17 protein-coding genes are annotated in these 14,323 nt (G+C 44.3%); 9 read left to right on the top strand and 8 right to left on the bottom strand.

Features of this window, described 5'->3' with window-relative positions; all coding sequences use genetic code 11:
- Positions 1-159: 159 nt before the first annotated feature.
- The 4 genes from F6K52_RS19795 to F6K52_RS19780 form a co-directional block, all read right to left on the bottom strand.
- A complete protein-coding gene (locus tag F6K52_RS19795) occupies positions 160-300 on the bottom strand; it encodes a hypothetical protein (RefSeq protein WP_293081338.1) in 141 nt (46 codons plus the stop codon).
- Positions 301-435: 135 nt separating this feature from the next.
- Positions 436-957: a phycobiliprotein lyase gene (locus F6K52_RS19790; protein WP_293081336.1), complete on the bottom strand. Its 522-nt coding sequence runs from the start codon at positions 955-957 to the stop codon at positions 436-438.
- A 111-nt stretch (positions 958-1,068) separates the two neighbouring features.
- Complete coding sequence (locus F6K52_RS19785) at positions 1,069-1,743, bottom strand: HEAT repeat domain-containing protein (protein WP_293081333.1); 675 nt, start codon at positions 1,741-1,743, stop codon at positions 1,069-1,071.
- Positions 1,744-1,784: 41 nt separating this feature from the next.
- On the bottom strand, positions 1,785-1,979 hold the full coding sequence (locus F6K52_RS19780) for a hypothetical protein (RefSeq protein ID WP_293081330.1): 195 nt from the start codon (positions 1,977-1,979) through the stop codon (positions 1,785-1,787).
- A 347-nt stretch (positions 1,980-2,326) separates the two neighbouring features.
- On the opposite strand from F6K52_RS19780, the gene F6K52_RS19775 reads away from it, so the two are divergent.
- Together F6K52_RS19775 and F6K52_RS19770 are read left to right on the top strand one after the other, a co-directional pair.
- Entirely contained in the window at positions 2,327-4,735 is a 2,409-nt protein-coding gene (locus tag F6K52_RS19775; protein WP_293081326.1) for a GAF domain-containing protein, read from the top strand.
- Between the two features lie 110 nt (positions 4,736-4,845).
- The gene (locus tag F6K52_RS19770; protein ID WP_293081324.1) at positions 4,846-5,082 is read left to right on the top strand and encodes a hypothetical protein; all 237 of its coding nucleotides are present in this window, start codon (positions 4,846-4,848) and stop codon (positions 5,080-5,082) included.
- Between the two features lie 204 nt (positions 5,083-5,286).
- On the opposite strand, the gene psbN is transcribed toward F6K52_RS19770, so the two are convergent.
- Positions 5,287-5,418, bottom strand: coding sequence for a photosystem II reaction center protein PsbN (gene psbN / locus F6K52_RS19765; RefSeq protein ID WP_008180512.1), 132 nt, complete (start codon positions 5,416-5,418; stop codon positions 5,287-5,289).
- An 802-nt stretch (positions 5,419-6,220) separates the two neighbouring features.
- Here psbN and F6K52_RS19760 point away from each other — a divergent pair.
- The 3 genes from F6K52_RS19760 to F6K52_RS19750 all read left to right on the top strand — a co-directional run bounded on the left by F6K52_RS19760 (position 6,221) and on the right by F6K52_RS19750 (position 7,606).
- Positions 6,221-6,454, top strand: coding sequence for a hypothetical protein (locus F6K52_RS19760; protein ID WP_293081321.1), 234 nt, complete (start codon positions 6,221-6,223; stop codon positions 6,452-6,454).
- Between the two features lie 330 nt (positions 6,455-6,784).
- Entirely contained in the window at positions 6,785-6,988 is a 204-nt protein-coding gene (psbH, locus tag F6K52_RS19755) for a photosystem II reaction center protein PsbH (RefSeq protein ID WP_008178875.1), read from the top strand.
- A gap of 285 nt (positions 6,989-7,273) precedes the next feature.
- Positions 7,274-7,606 (top strand): TatA/E family twin arginine-targeting protein translocase, encoded by a 333-nt coding sequence (locus tag F6K52_RS19750; RefSeq protein ID WP_293081315.1) that lies wholly within the window; start codon positions 7,274-7,276, stop codon positions 7,604-7,606.
- A gap of 273 nt (positions 7,607-7,879) precedes the next feature.
- On the opposite strand, the gene F6K52_RS19745 is transcribed toward F6K52_RS19750, so the two are convergent.
- Positions 7,880-8,608 (bottom strand): response regulator transcription factor, encoded by a 729-nt coding sequence (locus F6K52_RS19745; protein WP_293081313.1) that lies wholly within the window; start codon positions 8,606-8,608, stop codon positions 7,880-7,882.
- Positions 8,609-9,147: 539 nt separating this feature from the next.
- On the opposite strand from F6K52_RS19745, the gene F6K52_RS19740 reads away from it, so the two are divergent.
- Positions 9,148-9,774: a CPP1-like family protein gene (locus tag F6K52_RS19740; RefSeq protein ID WP_293081310.1), complete on the top strand. Its 627-nt coding sequence runs from the start codon at positions 9,148-9,150 to the stop codon at positions 9,772-9,774.
- A gap of 30 nt (positions 9,775-9,804) precedes the next feature.
- A complete protein-coding gene (locus F6K52_RS19735) occupies positions 9,805-9,942 on the top strand; it encodes a hypothetical protein (protein ID WP_293081307.1) in 138 nt (45 codons plus the stop codon).
- A 377-nt stretch (positions 9,943-10,319) separates the two neighbouring features.
- On the opposite strand, the gene F6K52_RS19730 is transcribed toward F6K52_RS19735, so the two are convergent.
- A complete protein-coding gene (locus F6K52_RS19730; protein ID WP_293081303.1) occupies positions 10,320-11,018 on the bottom strand; it encodes an HAD family hydrolase in 699 nt (232 codons plus the stop codon).
- 147 nt (positions 11,019-11,165) lie between these two features.
- Between F6K52_RS19730 and F6K52_RS19725 the strand changes: the two genes are divergently transcribed.
- A complete protein-coding gene (locus F6K52_RS19725) occupies positions 11,166-11,561 on the top strand; it encodes a hypothetical protein (RefSeq protein WP_293081300.1) in 396 nt (131 codons plus the stop codon).
- On the opposite strand, the gene F6K52_RS19720 is transcribed toward F6K52_RS19725, so the two are convergent.
- Positions 11,510-12,937: an NYN domain-containing protein gene (locus F6K52_RS19720; RefSeq protein ID WP_293081297.1), complete on the bottom strand. Its 1,428-nt coding sequence runs from the start codon at positions 12,935-12,937 to the stop codon at positions 11,510-11,512. The two genes, F6K52_RS19725 and F6K52_RS19720, sit on opposite strands and share 52 nt — an antisense overlap.
- Positions 12,938-13,434: 497 nt before the next feature.
- Between F6K52_RS19720 and F6K52_RS19715 the strand changes: the two genes are divergently transcribed.
- Positions 13,435-14,323, top strand: an 889-nt coding sequence (locus F6K52_RS19715; RefSeq protein WP_293081294.1) for a UbiD family decarboxylase, incomplete at its 3' end; no start/stop codon positions are given.

Genomic DNA, 14,323 nt, shown 5'->3' with positions numbered 1-14,323 from the left:
ACAAAGTCCTGGAAAGTGCTTACAGTAAAGAACCAAAACCTATCGATAAGCCTTTTGTAGTAAATAACATAAATACTAATAATTGAGACTATAAGCATTCAGCCGTCAGCCGTGAGCTTTTAGATCACGCGTGCGCGTTCAGCCGTCAGCCGTCAGTGGTCAGTGGTCAGCTGACGTAACATAGATTAAACCAATGCTTACCTGTTGTCTTGATGCAAAGCGCGAGTGGGGGAAACCACGCCAGTTGCTCATGGGGGGAACCCCCTTTGGCGGCACTGGCTCCCCAAGACCGCGCTGCATCGCTTATTCAAAAGCTGAACGCGCACGCGTGCGCGTAGCGCATTAGCTGATAGCTGATAGCTGATAGCTGATAGCTGATAGCTGATAGCTGATAGCTGATAGCTGATAGCTGATAACTGACTGACCCCTTACCAATCACTTAACACCAAGACGAATTTCTGTGGCCAGAGAAGCCATGGTTAATTGCCCCCCCTGCTGGAGAACGTTAGTGCGTAAGCGAAAGTTAGGGCTAGCAAACCAAAAACGTTCTTCAGCATATAGAGTTTTCCCCTCTGTAATCATTGTTAAAACATCATCCTGGCCGATACTGTAACGACATTTTGAGGAAGTTTCTTCAACATCACCATTAGTTCGCAATAGCTTGCCAATGTTGGGATTTTCTGGGTTGGGAACAGGTACAACAACAGTGGAACCAGTTTGTTTTTTCTGCTCTCCTACTACTGTACCGTCCCAAATCACTTTTACACCAAATATAGCTATACCAGGCTCTATTTGGTATTTGTCACAGAGTTTGATGACCTCTGGGGCATCACCAGATAGCATTTCCATAGTGATGTTGGACTTACCATTTTTAATGGGTTGAGAAGTAATATGATTACTAGTACGTTGAGAAAACCATCTGCCAGCACTCTGCTCAAAAAACTCTTTAATATCCATTGGCTAAGATTTTAGAAATTTGTGGTAGATCAGTGATGTTGGTAATTTCAATCAAGTGGTTCATTCTTGATTCTATCGTGCTATGGTTAGCCTAATTACCAGGATGCTAAGCTAGCTTGAGGCTTCAGACAAACCCAATAGAGCCCTTTGAGCGGCCTCAGATACTTGAGGATGGCTGTCTTTTGCCAAATAGTTTAATGCCGAGATACTTTTGTCCTGACCAAGTTGACCGAGGGCTTCTGCTAAACGTTGACGCACTATCCAATCCTCTGACTGGGCAAAGCGTAGAATATCGTCTATAGCTTCTGTAGCTTTAATTTCCCCTAAAGCAGCAATAGCAGCTTGTTGGACTAGTACTTCCTGACTATCTAACGCCTTGGTCAGCACATCACGAGCACGGGGATCTTGGAGATTACCTAGGGACACAGCAGCACTAAAACGTACCAACCATTCAGTATCTTCGTAGAACGCCCTAACTAGAGGTTCAAAGGCTTTGGGGTCACCTAGATATCCCAAAGCCCCAGCAGCAGCAGCACGAATTCCGTAATCTGGGTCAGTTGCCATGAATTTGACCAAAATTGGGTAGCATTCTTCCGTAGGCTTCACTCCCAGGGCGAATATAGCCATAGAGCGAACTGGTAAATTGGGATCATCAAGTACCTTTTTAATTAGGGGCACGGCATCACTGGCTTGAACAGCCCGTAGTGATGCCAGAGCCATCAAGCGATCGCGCATGTTAGGACTTTCCAGCTGAGCAGAAAGTTGTTCTAAATTAGGGGGAATCATAGTTTATTGGGGTTTGGTTGACAATTAACCTCAGAGGAGTATTAGCATCGGTTGTGATCCGTTGAGAATCTACCCAACTGTCTGGTCAAGTAATCGCTCTGTCTTGATGCAATAGCGAGTGGGGGGAACCACGGCAGTCGCTCATGGGGGAGACCACGGCAGTCGCTCATGGGGGAAACCCCCAAGACCGCGCTGCCTCCCCAAGACCGCGCTGCCTTCCCAAGACCGCGCTGCATCGCTGTAAGCATTTAGCTATCAGCATAAGCGCTACGCGCATATGCTGAACGCGCACGGGTGCGCGTAGCGCTTATGCTAACTGCTTAAATCCCTCTGACCTGCTTGCTAGATCAATCTTTATACACAATTGTCGCTCTGAGTCATAGTTTTGGGAATGCTATGGCTGTATCTATGGAAGTTTTTTAGTCAACTAGCTATGGCAAATCAATTCAACTTTTGGCATCTGAGTACAGGTAAGAATAGAAAAGAGGCTGATGTGATAAATACAACAACCCAAGTCACTTCTGCCACAGTTACTGATGGTAACTGTTGAATTGAGAGCTGATCCTTCGATTTTGAGACATCAATGATGAGATTAGAGCAGTTCCAGATTCTACGTGAGCTTACCGTCGATGAAGCAGCCTTTGAGCAGCTTCAAGAAATTTTATTAGCTCAGGAAACCAAATACCAAAAGGCACAAGAGCAAATTCACTTTCAGGCTTGTTTATTAGATAACTTACCTAGTGGGATTATTGCCATAGATATGGACGGAAAAATTATCCATTGGAATAGTTATGCCTGCAAGCTATATCAATGGCAAGCCCAAGATGTTATTGGGTTGCAGCTATCCGAGATCATGTTTCCCCCTAGAAGTCATGCTCCCATCAAAGAAATTTTTGCTCAATTGTCCCAGTTAGAGGTTTGGCAGGGTGAGTTGCTTATTCAACGCCAAGACGGTAGCCGATTGGCTAGCGATTTTACCATTAGTGTCCTACAAGATCAGGTAGGGAAACAGATTGGTTTTGTAGCAACTGTCGTTGATTCTAAAAAGGGAAAACAGGCACAGATTGACCGTAGGTCACGCTACGCGATCGCACTGTCTAACCAGGTGGCTCAAGATCAGCTGAGGGAGGCAATGGGTGATTCCCTTCGGGAAAACTTTGCAGCCCGCATTCGTAAATCTTTAGATGTGGAGACAATTCTAAATACCACAGTTAATGAAGTTCGTCGATTGTTACAAGCAGATCGGGTAGCGGTTTATCGCTTCGAGTCGGATTGGAGAGGTAGATTCACAGTAGAGTCTGTAGAATCACCCTGGCAGCCGATTACAGGTAGGGAAATGTATAATCCTCAGTTCTGGGAAACCCATGCTAATCAGTACCGGTATGGTCCGATCCAAGCGATTGAAGATATCTATTCTGATTCTGGGGGCTTGTCCTCCTATGAAGTTAATTGCCTAGCTCAGTTTCAAGTCGTTGCTAACTTGGTAGTTCCGATCATCTGTCACCCTCAACTAGACCAAAACCAACCATTAGACTCACCTCTGTGGGGACTACTGGTTGCCCATCAGTGTAGTAGACCACGACAGTGGCAGTTTTGGGAAAGAAATTTGTGGAAATCAGTAGCAGACCATGTAGGAATTGCGATTCAGCAGGCTCAAATTTATCAGGAAAACCAACTCAAAGCTCAACGGGAAGCAACGCTCAATCAGTTTACTCAAAAGATTCGTAGCTCTCTTGATTTAGAGCAGATTTTTACCACAGCCACTCAAGGAATTAGTCAGCTGTTGGAGGTTGACCTAGTAGAAATTCAAGAATATCTGCCACAGCAGCAGGTTTGGTTAACCGTATCTCAATGTACTGAACACCCTAACTTGAGAAGCCCAATGGGAGCTGAAACTCCGGATGTAGAAAATCAGATTAGTCGCAAGATCAAAAATCTCGAAGTGGTGCGTACTAACAATAGCTGCAACTTAAACCTTCAGGATAATTGCCATGGGTTACTTGTACCACTAAGGTTTCAAAACCGCCTCTGGGGAAAATTGTGCCTGATCAAGATTGATCGTGATTACCAATGGTCTGATGGCGCAGTGACTTTGGTGCAGTCGATGGCTGAGCAACTTGCGATCGCAATTCAGCAAGGTCAGCTTTATCAGCGGCTGGCTAACCTTAACACCGACTTAGAACGGCAAGTACTCGAGCGTACCCAACAACTACGAGAGAGAATCCAGGAACTACAGAGACTAAACATCCTCAAAGATGATTTCTTAAGTACCGTTTCTCATGAACTGCGCACACCTCTATCCAATATGAAAATGGCAATACAGATGCTCAAAATTGCTCCGGAGAGTCAACGACGAGAGCGCTATACAGAGATTTTAGAATCTGAGTGTTACAGAGAAATTGAACTAATCAACGATTTACTTGACTTGCAGCGTTTAGAAACCGCCTCTTATCAGGTTTCGCGAACATTAGTAGACTTGAAAATCTGGTTACACCGAATCATTGATTCCTTTTGCTCCCGTATCCAGGCACAACAGCAAATTCTCAAGTTGACTTTGTCAGATAATTTGCCATCGGTTTTGATTGACAAGACCAGCTTCGGGCGAATTGTAACAGAACTGTTCAACAATGCTTGTAAATATACTCCAGCCAACAGGCAGATTATTCTTGAGTTTTTTTACCAAAACAATCCGGATCTGATCGCATCAGATTCCGTACCCAATGTAATATTTAAAATCAGCAATCAAGCTGAAATTGCTGATACAGAATTACCCCACATCTTCGATAAGTTCTATCGCATTCCTAATGCTGATCCTTGGAAGCGAGGTGGTACAGGATTAGGTCTAGCTTTGGTCAAGGAGCTAGTCAAACAGCTCGATGGCATCATTCAGGTAGAAAGCTCTCAGAGATGGACTACATTTACCGTGCAAATTCCGGCTCCTCAAGGCTCCGAACTCAATGAACACGACAACAGTTTAACGATCAAGTTTTAATCTACCTTCAATGCTTAAGAGACTGCTTTGTCTGTTGCCTAAGGGTAGCGGTTAACTTATAGTTCCTACATTCCGCAGGTTGGAGGGGAGAGCTATGGTATTTTTGAACTATGAAACCAATAGCATCTTTAAAAGAAACTGACCTGTTGCACCTCGAACAAAAAATTCAACAGCATGATAAGAAAGCTCATGCATCAGCTCAAGCACTTAGAACAGCGAAACGCAAGCCTGTGCTCCTGATGCCATGGCAGCAGCAGAAGATTGGAACAAACAATGGCGCTATCATCGCCTCACGCTTGATAGAATTTGTGCCACGCCCTTACTACAATCAGCCTGGACAACCATGAAAAGATCAAGTTCCTGATGGCAACCTCTTCTTGATTCAAGGTTAAGCTGCCTTGAATCAAGAAGTGTCCAGCCCTAGCTCATAGAAGGGCTGGACACTTTGTTCTGGCTACCAATTTTCTAGAGTCTGAGTCCGTCCTAGAAGAACGGGGATAGTTACCCAATTTTTTTGGTAACTATCCCCGTTGGAATGGAACACGATGATATTAGTCTTCATGTTCTTCAAACTGATCGACTAATTCCGCTGAAGGGGGTCCGAAAGCGGTATAAATCGATATACCAGTAATACCGATCACAAAAACAAGAATAACAATGCTAAGGACTATTGCGGGTTCCATGGCTCAAATCAAATATAAGTGTGTGTGTTGATGCAGTCGCTTTTGGGTTAAACCACTGCAGTTGCTCCTGGCGCATGGATCTGCGTGGGTCACCTGCATCGCTGAAAGCGCCGTGGAGCGACAGTCGCTCATGGGGTAAACCGCCATAACCGCGCTGCCTCCCCCTGAGGGCACTGCATCGCTATATGAGTCTGTTTTCTTTTTGACTCTCTGAAATCTAGACAAACCTATACATTTAGTTATCTCTAGATCGAGAGTATTGCAGGGGATACCCCCAGCTGTGCTTGGACGATCAAGTCAAAGGCAAGCTAAACGGGATCTATTGTCAGAAGTAGATCTACAGTCAATTGTAGCCTTTTTTGATGTTGTGTTAACAAATTTTAAGTTTATTGATTTTTTTTAAGAATACCACAGAATTTTAATACTGTTAAGATACATTTTGTCTTGATGCAAAGCGCGAGTGGGGGAAACCACGGCAGTCGCTCATGGTTTGAAGTTACCGTAAGACAGTTGAGCCTTAATCAATAAGTTTTACCCCTTTTGTGCATAGCCGACCAACCATAAAGGCTCAACTGTCTAAGGTTTCGTCTCCGGGGGAACCCCCAAGACCGCGCTGCCTTCCCAAGACCGCGCTGCATCGCTTCCAAAACTCTAACTACTATACAAACTTAGACAGTAGTTGACAAAAACTACTGTCTAAGTTTGTAAACAACTAATCTTAAAAAAGATTAGTTGTTGTGAACGGCAGGCTTGAAAAATATCAGGTACTGTGTTAAGAGTGTGTTAATTTTCTTGGGAAAAGGTGAGTTGGCGCGTCATCACTGGGTATGTAGCCCAACATCCGGAAAATTTTCACGACCTTTACCTCACCAGGTACTTAGGCAAAAACCACGCTTTGATAGTCCTGGCAGTTAATCATATCTATTGGATGTGCCACTGCCGCAAACTCTCTCAAACAATTTCCGAGTCTGGATTGATTGAATTCAAGCGACTTGTCGAGTATAAATGTCTTTGGTTTAGTGCGTCCTTAGTGTAAGCTAATATCAAACATCTGCTCGTCGGGAAGCGCCTCTTATTTCTAAGGAGGGGTTCAGACGCTAAGTCAACGCGCCCCGTGTCTCCTATGGAGAACGGGTGTTGACCCTACGTGTCTTTAATCTTAAGAAGGTAGGGGAGCTTTGACACTCCCGCACCGGTGGTAGGATTCTGTTTAAATTTCTAAGTAGATCCTATCTGACTTGAAGCGAAGTGGCACGGTTTCAAGCTGCAACTTCGCCACCTTGTAGAGTCCCCCGTGCGAGCAATCCCTCCCACGGGGGAGATGTCAATAACATAAATCTCAATTAACATAAATCTCAATTTACCCATGGCACAAAGAACTCGGCTAGGAGATATTCTCAAACCCCTTAACTCCGAATATGGCAAAGTTGCCCCAGGTTGGGGCACTACCCCTGTAATGGGAGTCTTTATGGGACTATTTTTCGTCTTTTTGCTGATTATTTTGCAGATTTACAACAAATCAATCCTCATTCAAGGTTTCAATGTTGATTGGACAAGCCTAGGGCAGTAGTCTACTCCCTGCCTCAAATGCTAATCACTAAAATTTCAGCTCCCTCCCGGCTTGTCCGGGTTTTTTTATCCTCTTGACAACAATGGATAGGCTCTCAAGTCAGTGGGATGACTCCCTGGCAAGGATCCAACTGGCAAGGGTCCAACTGGCGAGCGTTCAACTGGCGAGCGTTCAACTAAACAGCGGTCAATTTGGGTCAAATGTGGAATACTAATAACAGCAAACTAGTAACAGCAAACCAGCTAACAGCAAACCAGCACTTGACAAATCCCAGGAGGTTATATAATGAACGTTTTTGGTATGGGTTTACCGGAAATGGCGTTGATTATGGTCATTGCCCTATTAGTATTTGGCCCTAAGAAGTTGCCAGAAATTGGTCGTAGTCTGGGTAAAGCCATTAGAGGCTTTCAAGATGCCTCCAAGGAGTTTGAAAATCAGTTTAAGCTAGAGGCACAACAGATAGAGCAAGGGCTGAACACCCCTACCCCAAGTGAATCTGAGAAAATTGCCCCCAAAGAAGTTGCTACAGCAGAAGTTGCTACAGCAGAAGTTGCTACAGCAGAAGTTGCTACAGCAGAATCAAACAATCATGCTACGACGTCCTCTCAACAAAGCTAATCCCAGGGAGGTTGAGCCACTTCAGCAAGAGGCTAGACCAAAGCAGGGATGATGACTAGTACTGCTCCGGGGCATTAAAAATTATGGTAATAACAATTCTTGCATGCTTATTACATAAGCGTGTTGCTATTTTTGAATCGTATCTTTATTTCCGCCGTGCTGTACTAGATTACTCTTGAACTCTAATCCAATAGTTCAGTAGTCGATTGCTTTGGCAACCATTGACGCTCCACGAGCAAGGGCTTTGAGTAATCGTGGAGTGTCAACTATGAGTTAGCTACTAGATTTACCATTTTTCTCATTCTTCTTAGTAGAAGGTGCCTCAAACTTGTAGCCAACACCTCGCACTGTCTGAATTAAGGAAGGGTCACTGGAATTCACCTCAATTTTTCGGCGAATTTGACCGATATGGACATCAACTACGCGCTGATCTCCCACATAATCGTACTCCCAGACTTCCTGGATTAACTCAGAACGGCGCAATACTCGACCTGGATGACAGGCCAGAAAATGGAGTAGATCAAATTCCAGAGCAGTTAGAGGGATAAGTATTTCGTTGATAGTTACCTCCCTGCGCCCTGGATCGATGACTAAATGCTCGAAGACGAGGCGTTCTGCTTCAGTAGCAGTAACAGCTCGCTTCCGTTTCAAAATTGCTCTAACTCGATTTTCCAGCTCTTGTAAATCAAAGGGCTTGGTGATGTAGTCATCAGCACCTTGTTGAAATCCTTGATTTTTGTCAGCAGCATCCGACCGACTGGTGAGCAAGAGGACAAAGACATCAGTGCGGCTCTGCATTTGCTGACACAGGTTGTAGCCAAGGGCGTCAGGCAAATTCACATCCAAAATGACTAAATCTGGATTAAATTGCTCAAATGTGGCAAGAGCCGTCTTGCCATCTTGAGCAGCCTGCATTTGAAAATTCTTTTGACTTAAAAAGCGTAGAATTAAATTTCGGATTGCCGGATCGTCATCTACGACAAGAATCTTGGCGGCGGTCATAACTTTCCACGGAAAACGGGATCACAAATTTAAGACGCAGAGTGTTTTGAGACCAACGGTGCTGTTGGGCATTGTAGACAATTATCCTCAGATTATTAGGCAATGCCAATAGTTGGTAATCGCATAGGCAGATCAGTTATTTTCAAAATTCCCCCACAGTAAGACTTCCCGAACCACGGCAAAAAGTCTTTTTTTCTTCTTCTAAAGAGCAAAAAACCCATAGCCTTGATGGGTCTATATGGATTTACTAACGTTTCTAACATTATTCAGGAATTCTCCGGTGATTTGGCAAAAAAACTGAGATGCACCGGCATTGTGTTGACTTCACTGCGCCACTGCTGTTTAAAGATCAAGCTACACTAGCACCCAGGGGCATTAGCACCACCCTCAACCAAGACTACTCTGTGACCAGTGGTTACCCAGAGTAAGGTTGAGAGTTTCTCGTGCCTAACCTTAACATATACATAACTAGTTTAAAGTTGCTGTCATACTAATGAAAAGAAGGGATGTGAAAACAAGGGATGTCTCGGAGGTCTTGAATGAGTGATAACAATCCCTATGATCAGCTTGGGGTTACGGAAGAAGCGTCCTTTGATGAAATTCAGGATGCCAAAGGTCGCCTGATGCAAAAGCATCGTGGTAACCAAAAGCTTTTAGATACCGTAGAGGCGGCCTACGATGCCATTATTATGGATCGACTTAGGATGCGCCAGGAAGGAAAGATTAAAGTTCCTGATCGCATTCGTTTCCCAGAGAAGGCTTCTCAAGCTCCACCGAGTTTTCCCCAAACACCAGTTAATAACTCTCCTGAGTGGCTTAAACGGTTGTGGGATACTCCGACAAGAGAAGACATGATCTGGCCGAGTGCAGTGTTCTTAATCTTAAGCAGTGCTACTGTGCTTTACACCTCATCGGCAGAGTCCATTTTGCCGTTGGTGATGGCTATAGGCTTTGGATTCACGATCTATTTTCTCAATCGGAAAGAACAACAATTTGGTCGTGCGGTGTTGCTAACCCTGGCAGGTCTGTTTTTAGGTGTGGGATTGGGGAGTTTGCTGTGGAATTCTCTGGCAACCCAATTCACCACCCTAGACTTGACACTAGAAAAACTGGCTACATTGGTGACATTTGTATTGCTGTGGCTGATTAGTTGCTTTTTACGTTGAACATGGGGATGTGGGATTGAGGATCAGGATGTGCCTCCAAAAGCACGTTCCTTGTCTCGTAGTGGTGCTTTTCCCCTTGATGTGATATCTCCTAAACGTCTCTACCCTTGCCTGGGTTTGCCCGGTGGAAACCACGCCAGTCGCTCATGGGGAGCGACTGCATCATAGTCATGAAAAGCAATTTTAATAAAAACTGCTTTTTAATATAACCACAAAGCTTGCAAGTCAAGACTTTAGGGCGATTATTTTATAAAAATTATTATTTTATAAAAAATTTTCATAGCCACAGGCTAGAGAGCCATTTTTTTTAACTGTGTTAAGAAAATTAAAGTTGCTCAAACCCTTGCTGTTACCTGATCCCAATTTCCCTTGTCTGGACAACTAGTTAGTGATACAATTACCTGAATTTTGAGACAATCTCACCACGATAGCCATAGCTTTTTTGACATAAAAAATGACTTGAACTTTCACGCTTCAATTAATCCCACCCTGACCGAGGGTCAGGCGTAGGGCTCCCAAAGAGCAGGATTAGCTAAAATCGCAAATTATACGGCTTGTAGCACTGCTGTATCTAGAACTAAATCTACAGCTTCAGCGAGATTATTGACGATAAAATCTGGTTCGTGGAGATTGAGCTGAGCGCGATCGCGTATTCCAGATAAAACTCCAATTGCTTTAATACCGTGGGTTTTGGCAGCCACTATATCCGCTTCTGTATCGCCAATCATCCAGACATCAGACGCAGCTGGGAGTTTTTTTAGGGCTTTTGCCATTAGCAAAGGTTTATCCTTAGTGTCACCGGTCTTAACATAGTCGTTACTCAGGCAATACCGTCGGTTAGGGGGAAAAAATTTCTTGAGGTCTAAGCGACTGAAGGCTTCATCAAGCTCTCGGACCCGACGCATGGTCATGACAGCTAAATCTACACCTGCTTCTTGTAATTTTTCCAGGGCATCTATAGCTCCGGGAACCGGTTGATCATGAACCAAGTAGGGCAGAGTGTGTACAGTTTGACGGCGCAGCTGAGCAAATGCTTCAGCTTGGCTGGGATCGAGACCTGAACGAATACCAATAATTATCTCCGGAACACGCCCCCTCTTGCACTGCCAAAACTCCGCCTTGGACATGGGCAGGATGGGCTGGTTAGGGCGTTGGATTTCTTTGAGACAAAACTGGTAAACCCGATAGTAACGATCCGAGACATTCATGATCGGACCGTCAAAGTCTGTAAATACTCTAATCATTATCTAACAAAATGTAATATTTATTTACATTATTATCTCATCCCGTGAGTATTTATCACTAAAGTTACGAATTTGTAACATTGCCAATGTCTCAGGACTTACCCATTACTCCTGACAGGGGTAGGTTTTTGAGATTTGGGTCGGGAAATGGGGAGATGGGGAGATGGGGAAATGGGGAGATGGGGAGATGGTGAGAATTCTCTGTCTGTTGCACCTTATCCAGTCACGAATCGGGGAAACGGGGCATCTTGCTGTGGAACGGGCATCTTGCCGTGGAACGGGCATCTTGCTGTGGAACGGGCATCTTGCTGTGGAACGGGCATCTTGCTGTGGAACGGGCATCTTGCCCGTTATCAATATTCCCAGGCAGGCAGGATGCCCACCCCACTCATTCATATTGATCCGAAGATTCAGCAATGCCGGATTTTTGACCGATTCCCGATTCCCGATTCCCGATTCCCGATTCCCGACTCCCGACTCCTCTGGGTTTTTTACTGTTCAATCACGACTGCATTCAACCCGTCTAACCGTAAAGCAACTTGATAAGCCTTACCAACTTTCTTCAGTTTAAACGCTCCCAAGGATTGCAAAAATTTGGGAAATGTACCCTTTAAATTTAAGTCTCTCATCAACTGAGTAATGGGTTGAGAGTATTGTTTTTTAAATTCAGTAGCTATATGAGCGATGGGAACATAAGGATCTTTATAGTTTGTCTTCAAATCCTTGAGGAGTTTAACTAGTATCTCTTCTAAATCTGATTTAGATTCAATTTTAGATACAGGCTTAACAGTAGGCTTTAACTGAATAGTCTTCAAAGAAGAGGTCTTTTTAATAAAAGAAATTGGCTTTTCAAATAGAGTTATATAAAAATTTGAGGTCCCCGGTATGTGATGAGTCACAAATTCCTTGGGATAATCACTAAAAATATCGGTTGTTAGTTTTCCAGGCAAGCGCAGGGACACAACTTGATTGAGGGTAAGCTGATACTTTGATTCAAATAGATATGATAGTCTAGGCAGGTTTACCCAAGCATTGGAAGTGCGTTTTTGTTCAGCTTTGAGGATGTCTTTGAGCTGATTAATAAATTCTTCGAGGGTGGGAATTTCTGGTACAGAAACCAGAGAATGGGCTTGAGTTTCACGAGTCTTGTTATTTAAAAGAATGATCTTATCGTTTTGCTTACGCACCAAATAGACTGTTAGTCCATGGGTTTGTAGGGTGGTGCAAAGATGAGTCATGACCCCATCAGAGGAACAGACTAAGACTTCCTTGGCAGTTGGATAATGGACAAAGATAGAAGCGCCAACGGTAGCCATCTTAAAATCAGCGCTGTCCTTTCCTGGTGGGACGTGAATTAGCTCATAGCCACGAGTATGCAGTTCAGTGTCATACTTACCCATAGCGCGCCAATTGGCAACAGCAATTTTGATTTGGATCGGGTAGGAACAAAATTGAGCTAGGAACTTTTCGGTTTCAGTATTGAGCCGTAAATTTTCGGCATCTAGCAGTAAGATGGCAATTCCTGTGCCTAGCTTTGGCGAAGGGGAAACTGATGTTGGGGTTTTATTATTAGTAGAGACACCAGTAGAGACAGCTAAGTTATGGGAATTATTGGCTGGCTTGGGTCGGATAGAGTGACGAAGTTTTTGGGTCAGTTCCCTAAACCTGGGAGATTTGAAATAACTAGGAATAAACAGAACTTGCAGTAATTTCCTGACTTTGAGAATTCGTCGGGGCCAAGTTTGCTCTTGGCTGAGTTCTGATTTGAACTTGGTCAGGAAAGCAGATTGATGACGGGGCTTATCCCAAGATATTTTTCGGTATTTTTCCTTGAGTAATTCGGACTGCTGCTGCTGAACCTCAAGGATGGCTTGGTAGAGGTAAAGGCTAATTTCGTTGATCGCGGCAGAGTCATTCACGAATGGTTTCTGGTAGATTTGGTAAGTAATGTTGGGCAGAATACAAGTCAAAAGGCAAAAGGCAAAAGGCAAAAGGCAAGAGGGGAAAGAGATCCGGAGTTTGATTTGACAATAAAAAAAGACCTCCTAGGTTTACATCTCAAATACAAACACTATATGAACCCACTATATCTGAAGGATCAGCAGTGGGTAGTGGAAAAGCTTGAGTTCCATAGAACTCAGGTGTTGGTAGATTGAAGGAGCTTCCAGCCAGAAGCCAGAGTCAGAATCCTTGATTACGGAAATATTTTCCGATCACTCAGTTTTTTGACTGGGTTAAATTTGTTATTATAGCGCTTTCCAGCGTAATGAGGTATACATAATTTTTCCCCTACTCCCGATTCCCGATTCCCGATTCCCGATTCCCGATTCCCGATTCCCCTTAACCCAACAGGAAAGTCCCTCCGCTAATTCAGAACTGGTATAGTAAGAGTGACTCAGCTTAACAAATTGTAATCATGGCCAGAGACCTAAGGGGATTTATCCAAGAGCTAGAACAGAAGGGACAATTGCGGCGGATTAAGGCTTTAGTTGACCCAGATTTGGAAATTGCTGAGATATCAAACCGGATGCTACAAGCGGGTGGACCTGGCTTGCTGTTTGAGAATGTAAAAGGGTCATCCTTTCCGGTTGCGATTAATTTAATGGGAACAGAAGAACGGGTTTGCTGGGCGATGAACCGCTCAACCCCGGAAGATTTGGAAACTCTGGGCAAGAAGCTGGGGATGCTGCAACAACCAAAGCCACCTAAGAAGATTTCCCAGGCGGTGGATTTTGGCAAAATTTTGTTTGATGTGGTGAAAGCTAAACCAGGGCGAGACTTTTTCCCTCCTTGTCACCAGGTGGTGGTCCAGGAAAATGATTTGGATTTGAATACATTACCCCTGATTCGCCCTTATCCCGGTGATGCTGGCAAGATTATTACCTTAGGATTGGTGATTACCAAGGATTGTGAGACTGGTATTCCTAATGTGGGGGTTTATCGGCTACAACTGCAGTCTAAGACTACGATGACGGTGCATTGGCTCTCGGTCAGGGGTGGAGCACGACATTTGCGCAAGGCGGTGGAGAGAGGAAAGAAATTAGAAATAGCGATCGCACTCGGTGTTGACCCCCTGATTATTCTGGCCGCTGCTACTCCCATACCGGTTGACCTGTCGGAATGGCTCTTTGCTGGACTCTATGGTGGATCTGGGGTTAACCTAGCTAAATGTAAAACCTTAGATTTAGAAGTACCAGCGGATTCGGAGTTTGTCCTGGAAGGCACGATTACTCCAGGGGAAATGTTGCCAGATGGTCCCTTTGGTGACCACATGGGGTATTACGGTGGAGTGGAGGATTCCCCGA

The sequence above is a fragment of the Moorena sp. SIO3H5 genome, from assembly GCF_010692395.1.
Lineage (GTDB): Bacteria > Cyanobacteriota > Cyanobacteriia > Cyanobacteriales > Coleofasciculaceae > Moorena.
The sequence above is the reverse complement of the archived record's forward strand: the minus strand, read 5'-3'. Positions and strand labels throughout refer to the sequence as shown.

What these genes read in the sequence shown, in the direction of transcription:
- F6K52_RS19740 (WP_293081310.1), top strand. Translation starts at nt 9,148, where the DNA reads ATGAGTGATAACAATCCCTATGATCAGCTTGGGGTTACGGAAGAAGCG.
- F6K52_RS19725 (WP_293081300.1), top strand. Translation starts at nt 11,166, where the DNA reads ATGGGGAGATGGGGAGATGGGGAAATGGGGAGATGGGGAGATGGTGAG.
- F6K52_RS19785 (WP_293081333.1), bottom strand. Translation starts at nt 1,743, where the DNA reads ATGATTCCCCCTAATTTAGAACAACTTTCTGCTCAGCTGGAAAGTCCT.
- F6K52_RS19730 (WP_293081303.1), bottom strand. Translation starts at nt 11,018, where the DNA reads ATGATTAGAGTATTTACAGACTTTGACGGTCCGATCATGAATGTCTCG.
- F6K52_RS19775 (WP_293081326.1), top strand. Translation starts at nt 2,327, where the DNA reads ATGATGAGATTAGAGCAGTTCCAGATTCTACGTGAGCTTACCGTCGAT.
- F6K52_RS19780 (WP_293081330.1), bottom strand. Translation starts at nt 1,979, where the DNA reads ATGCAGCGCGGTCTTGGGAAGGCAGCGCGGTCTTGGGGAGGCAGCGCG.
- F6K52_RS19770 (WP_293081324.1), top strand. Translation starts at nt 4,846, where the DNA reads ATGAAACCAATAGCATCTTTAAAAGAAACTGACCTGTTGCACCTCGAA.
- F6K52_RS19795 (WP_293081338.1), bottom strand. Translation starts at nt 300, where the DNA reads ATGCAGCGCGGTCTTGGGGAGCCAGTGCCGCCAAAGGGGGTTCCCCCC.
- F6K52_RS19790 (WP_293081336.1), bottom strand. Translation starts at nt 957, where the DNA reads ATGGATATTAAAGAGTTTTTTGAGCAGAGTGCTGGCAGATGGTTTTCT.
- psbN (WP_008180512.1), bottom strand. Translation starts at nt 5,418, where the DNA reads ATGGAACCCGCAATAGTCCTTAGCATTGTTATTCTTGTTTTTGTGATC.
- F6K52_RS19750 (WP_293081315.1), top strand. Translation starts at nt 7,274, where the DNA reads ATGAACGTTTTTGGTATGGGTTTACCGGAAATGGCGTTGATTATGGTC.
- psbH (WP_008178875.1), top strand. Translation starts at nt 6,785, where the DNA reads ATGGCACAAAGAACTCGGCTAGGAGATATTCTCAAACCCCTTAACTCC.
- F6K52_RS19745 (WP_293081313.1), bottom strand. Translation starts at nt 8,608, where the DNA reads ATGACCGCCGCCAAGATTCTTGTCGTAGATGACGATCCGGCAATCCGA.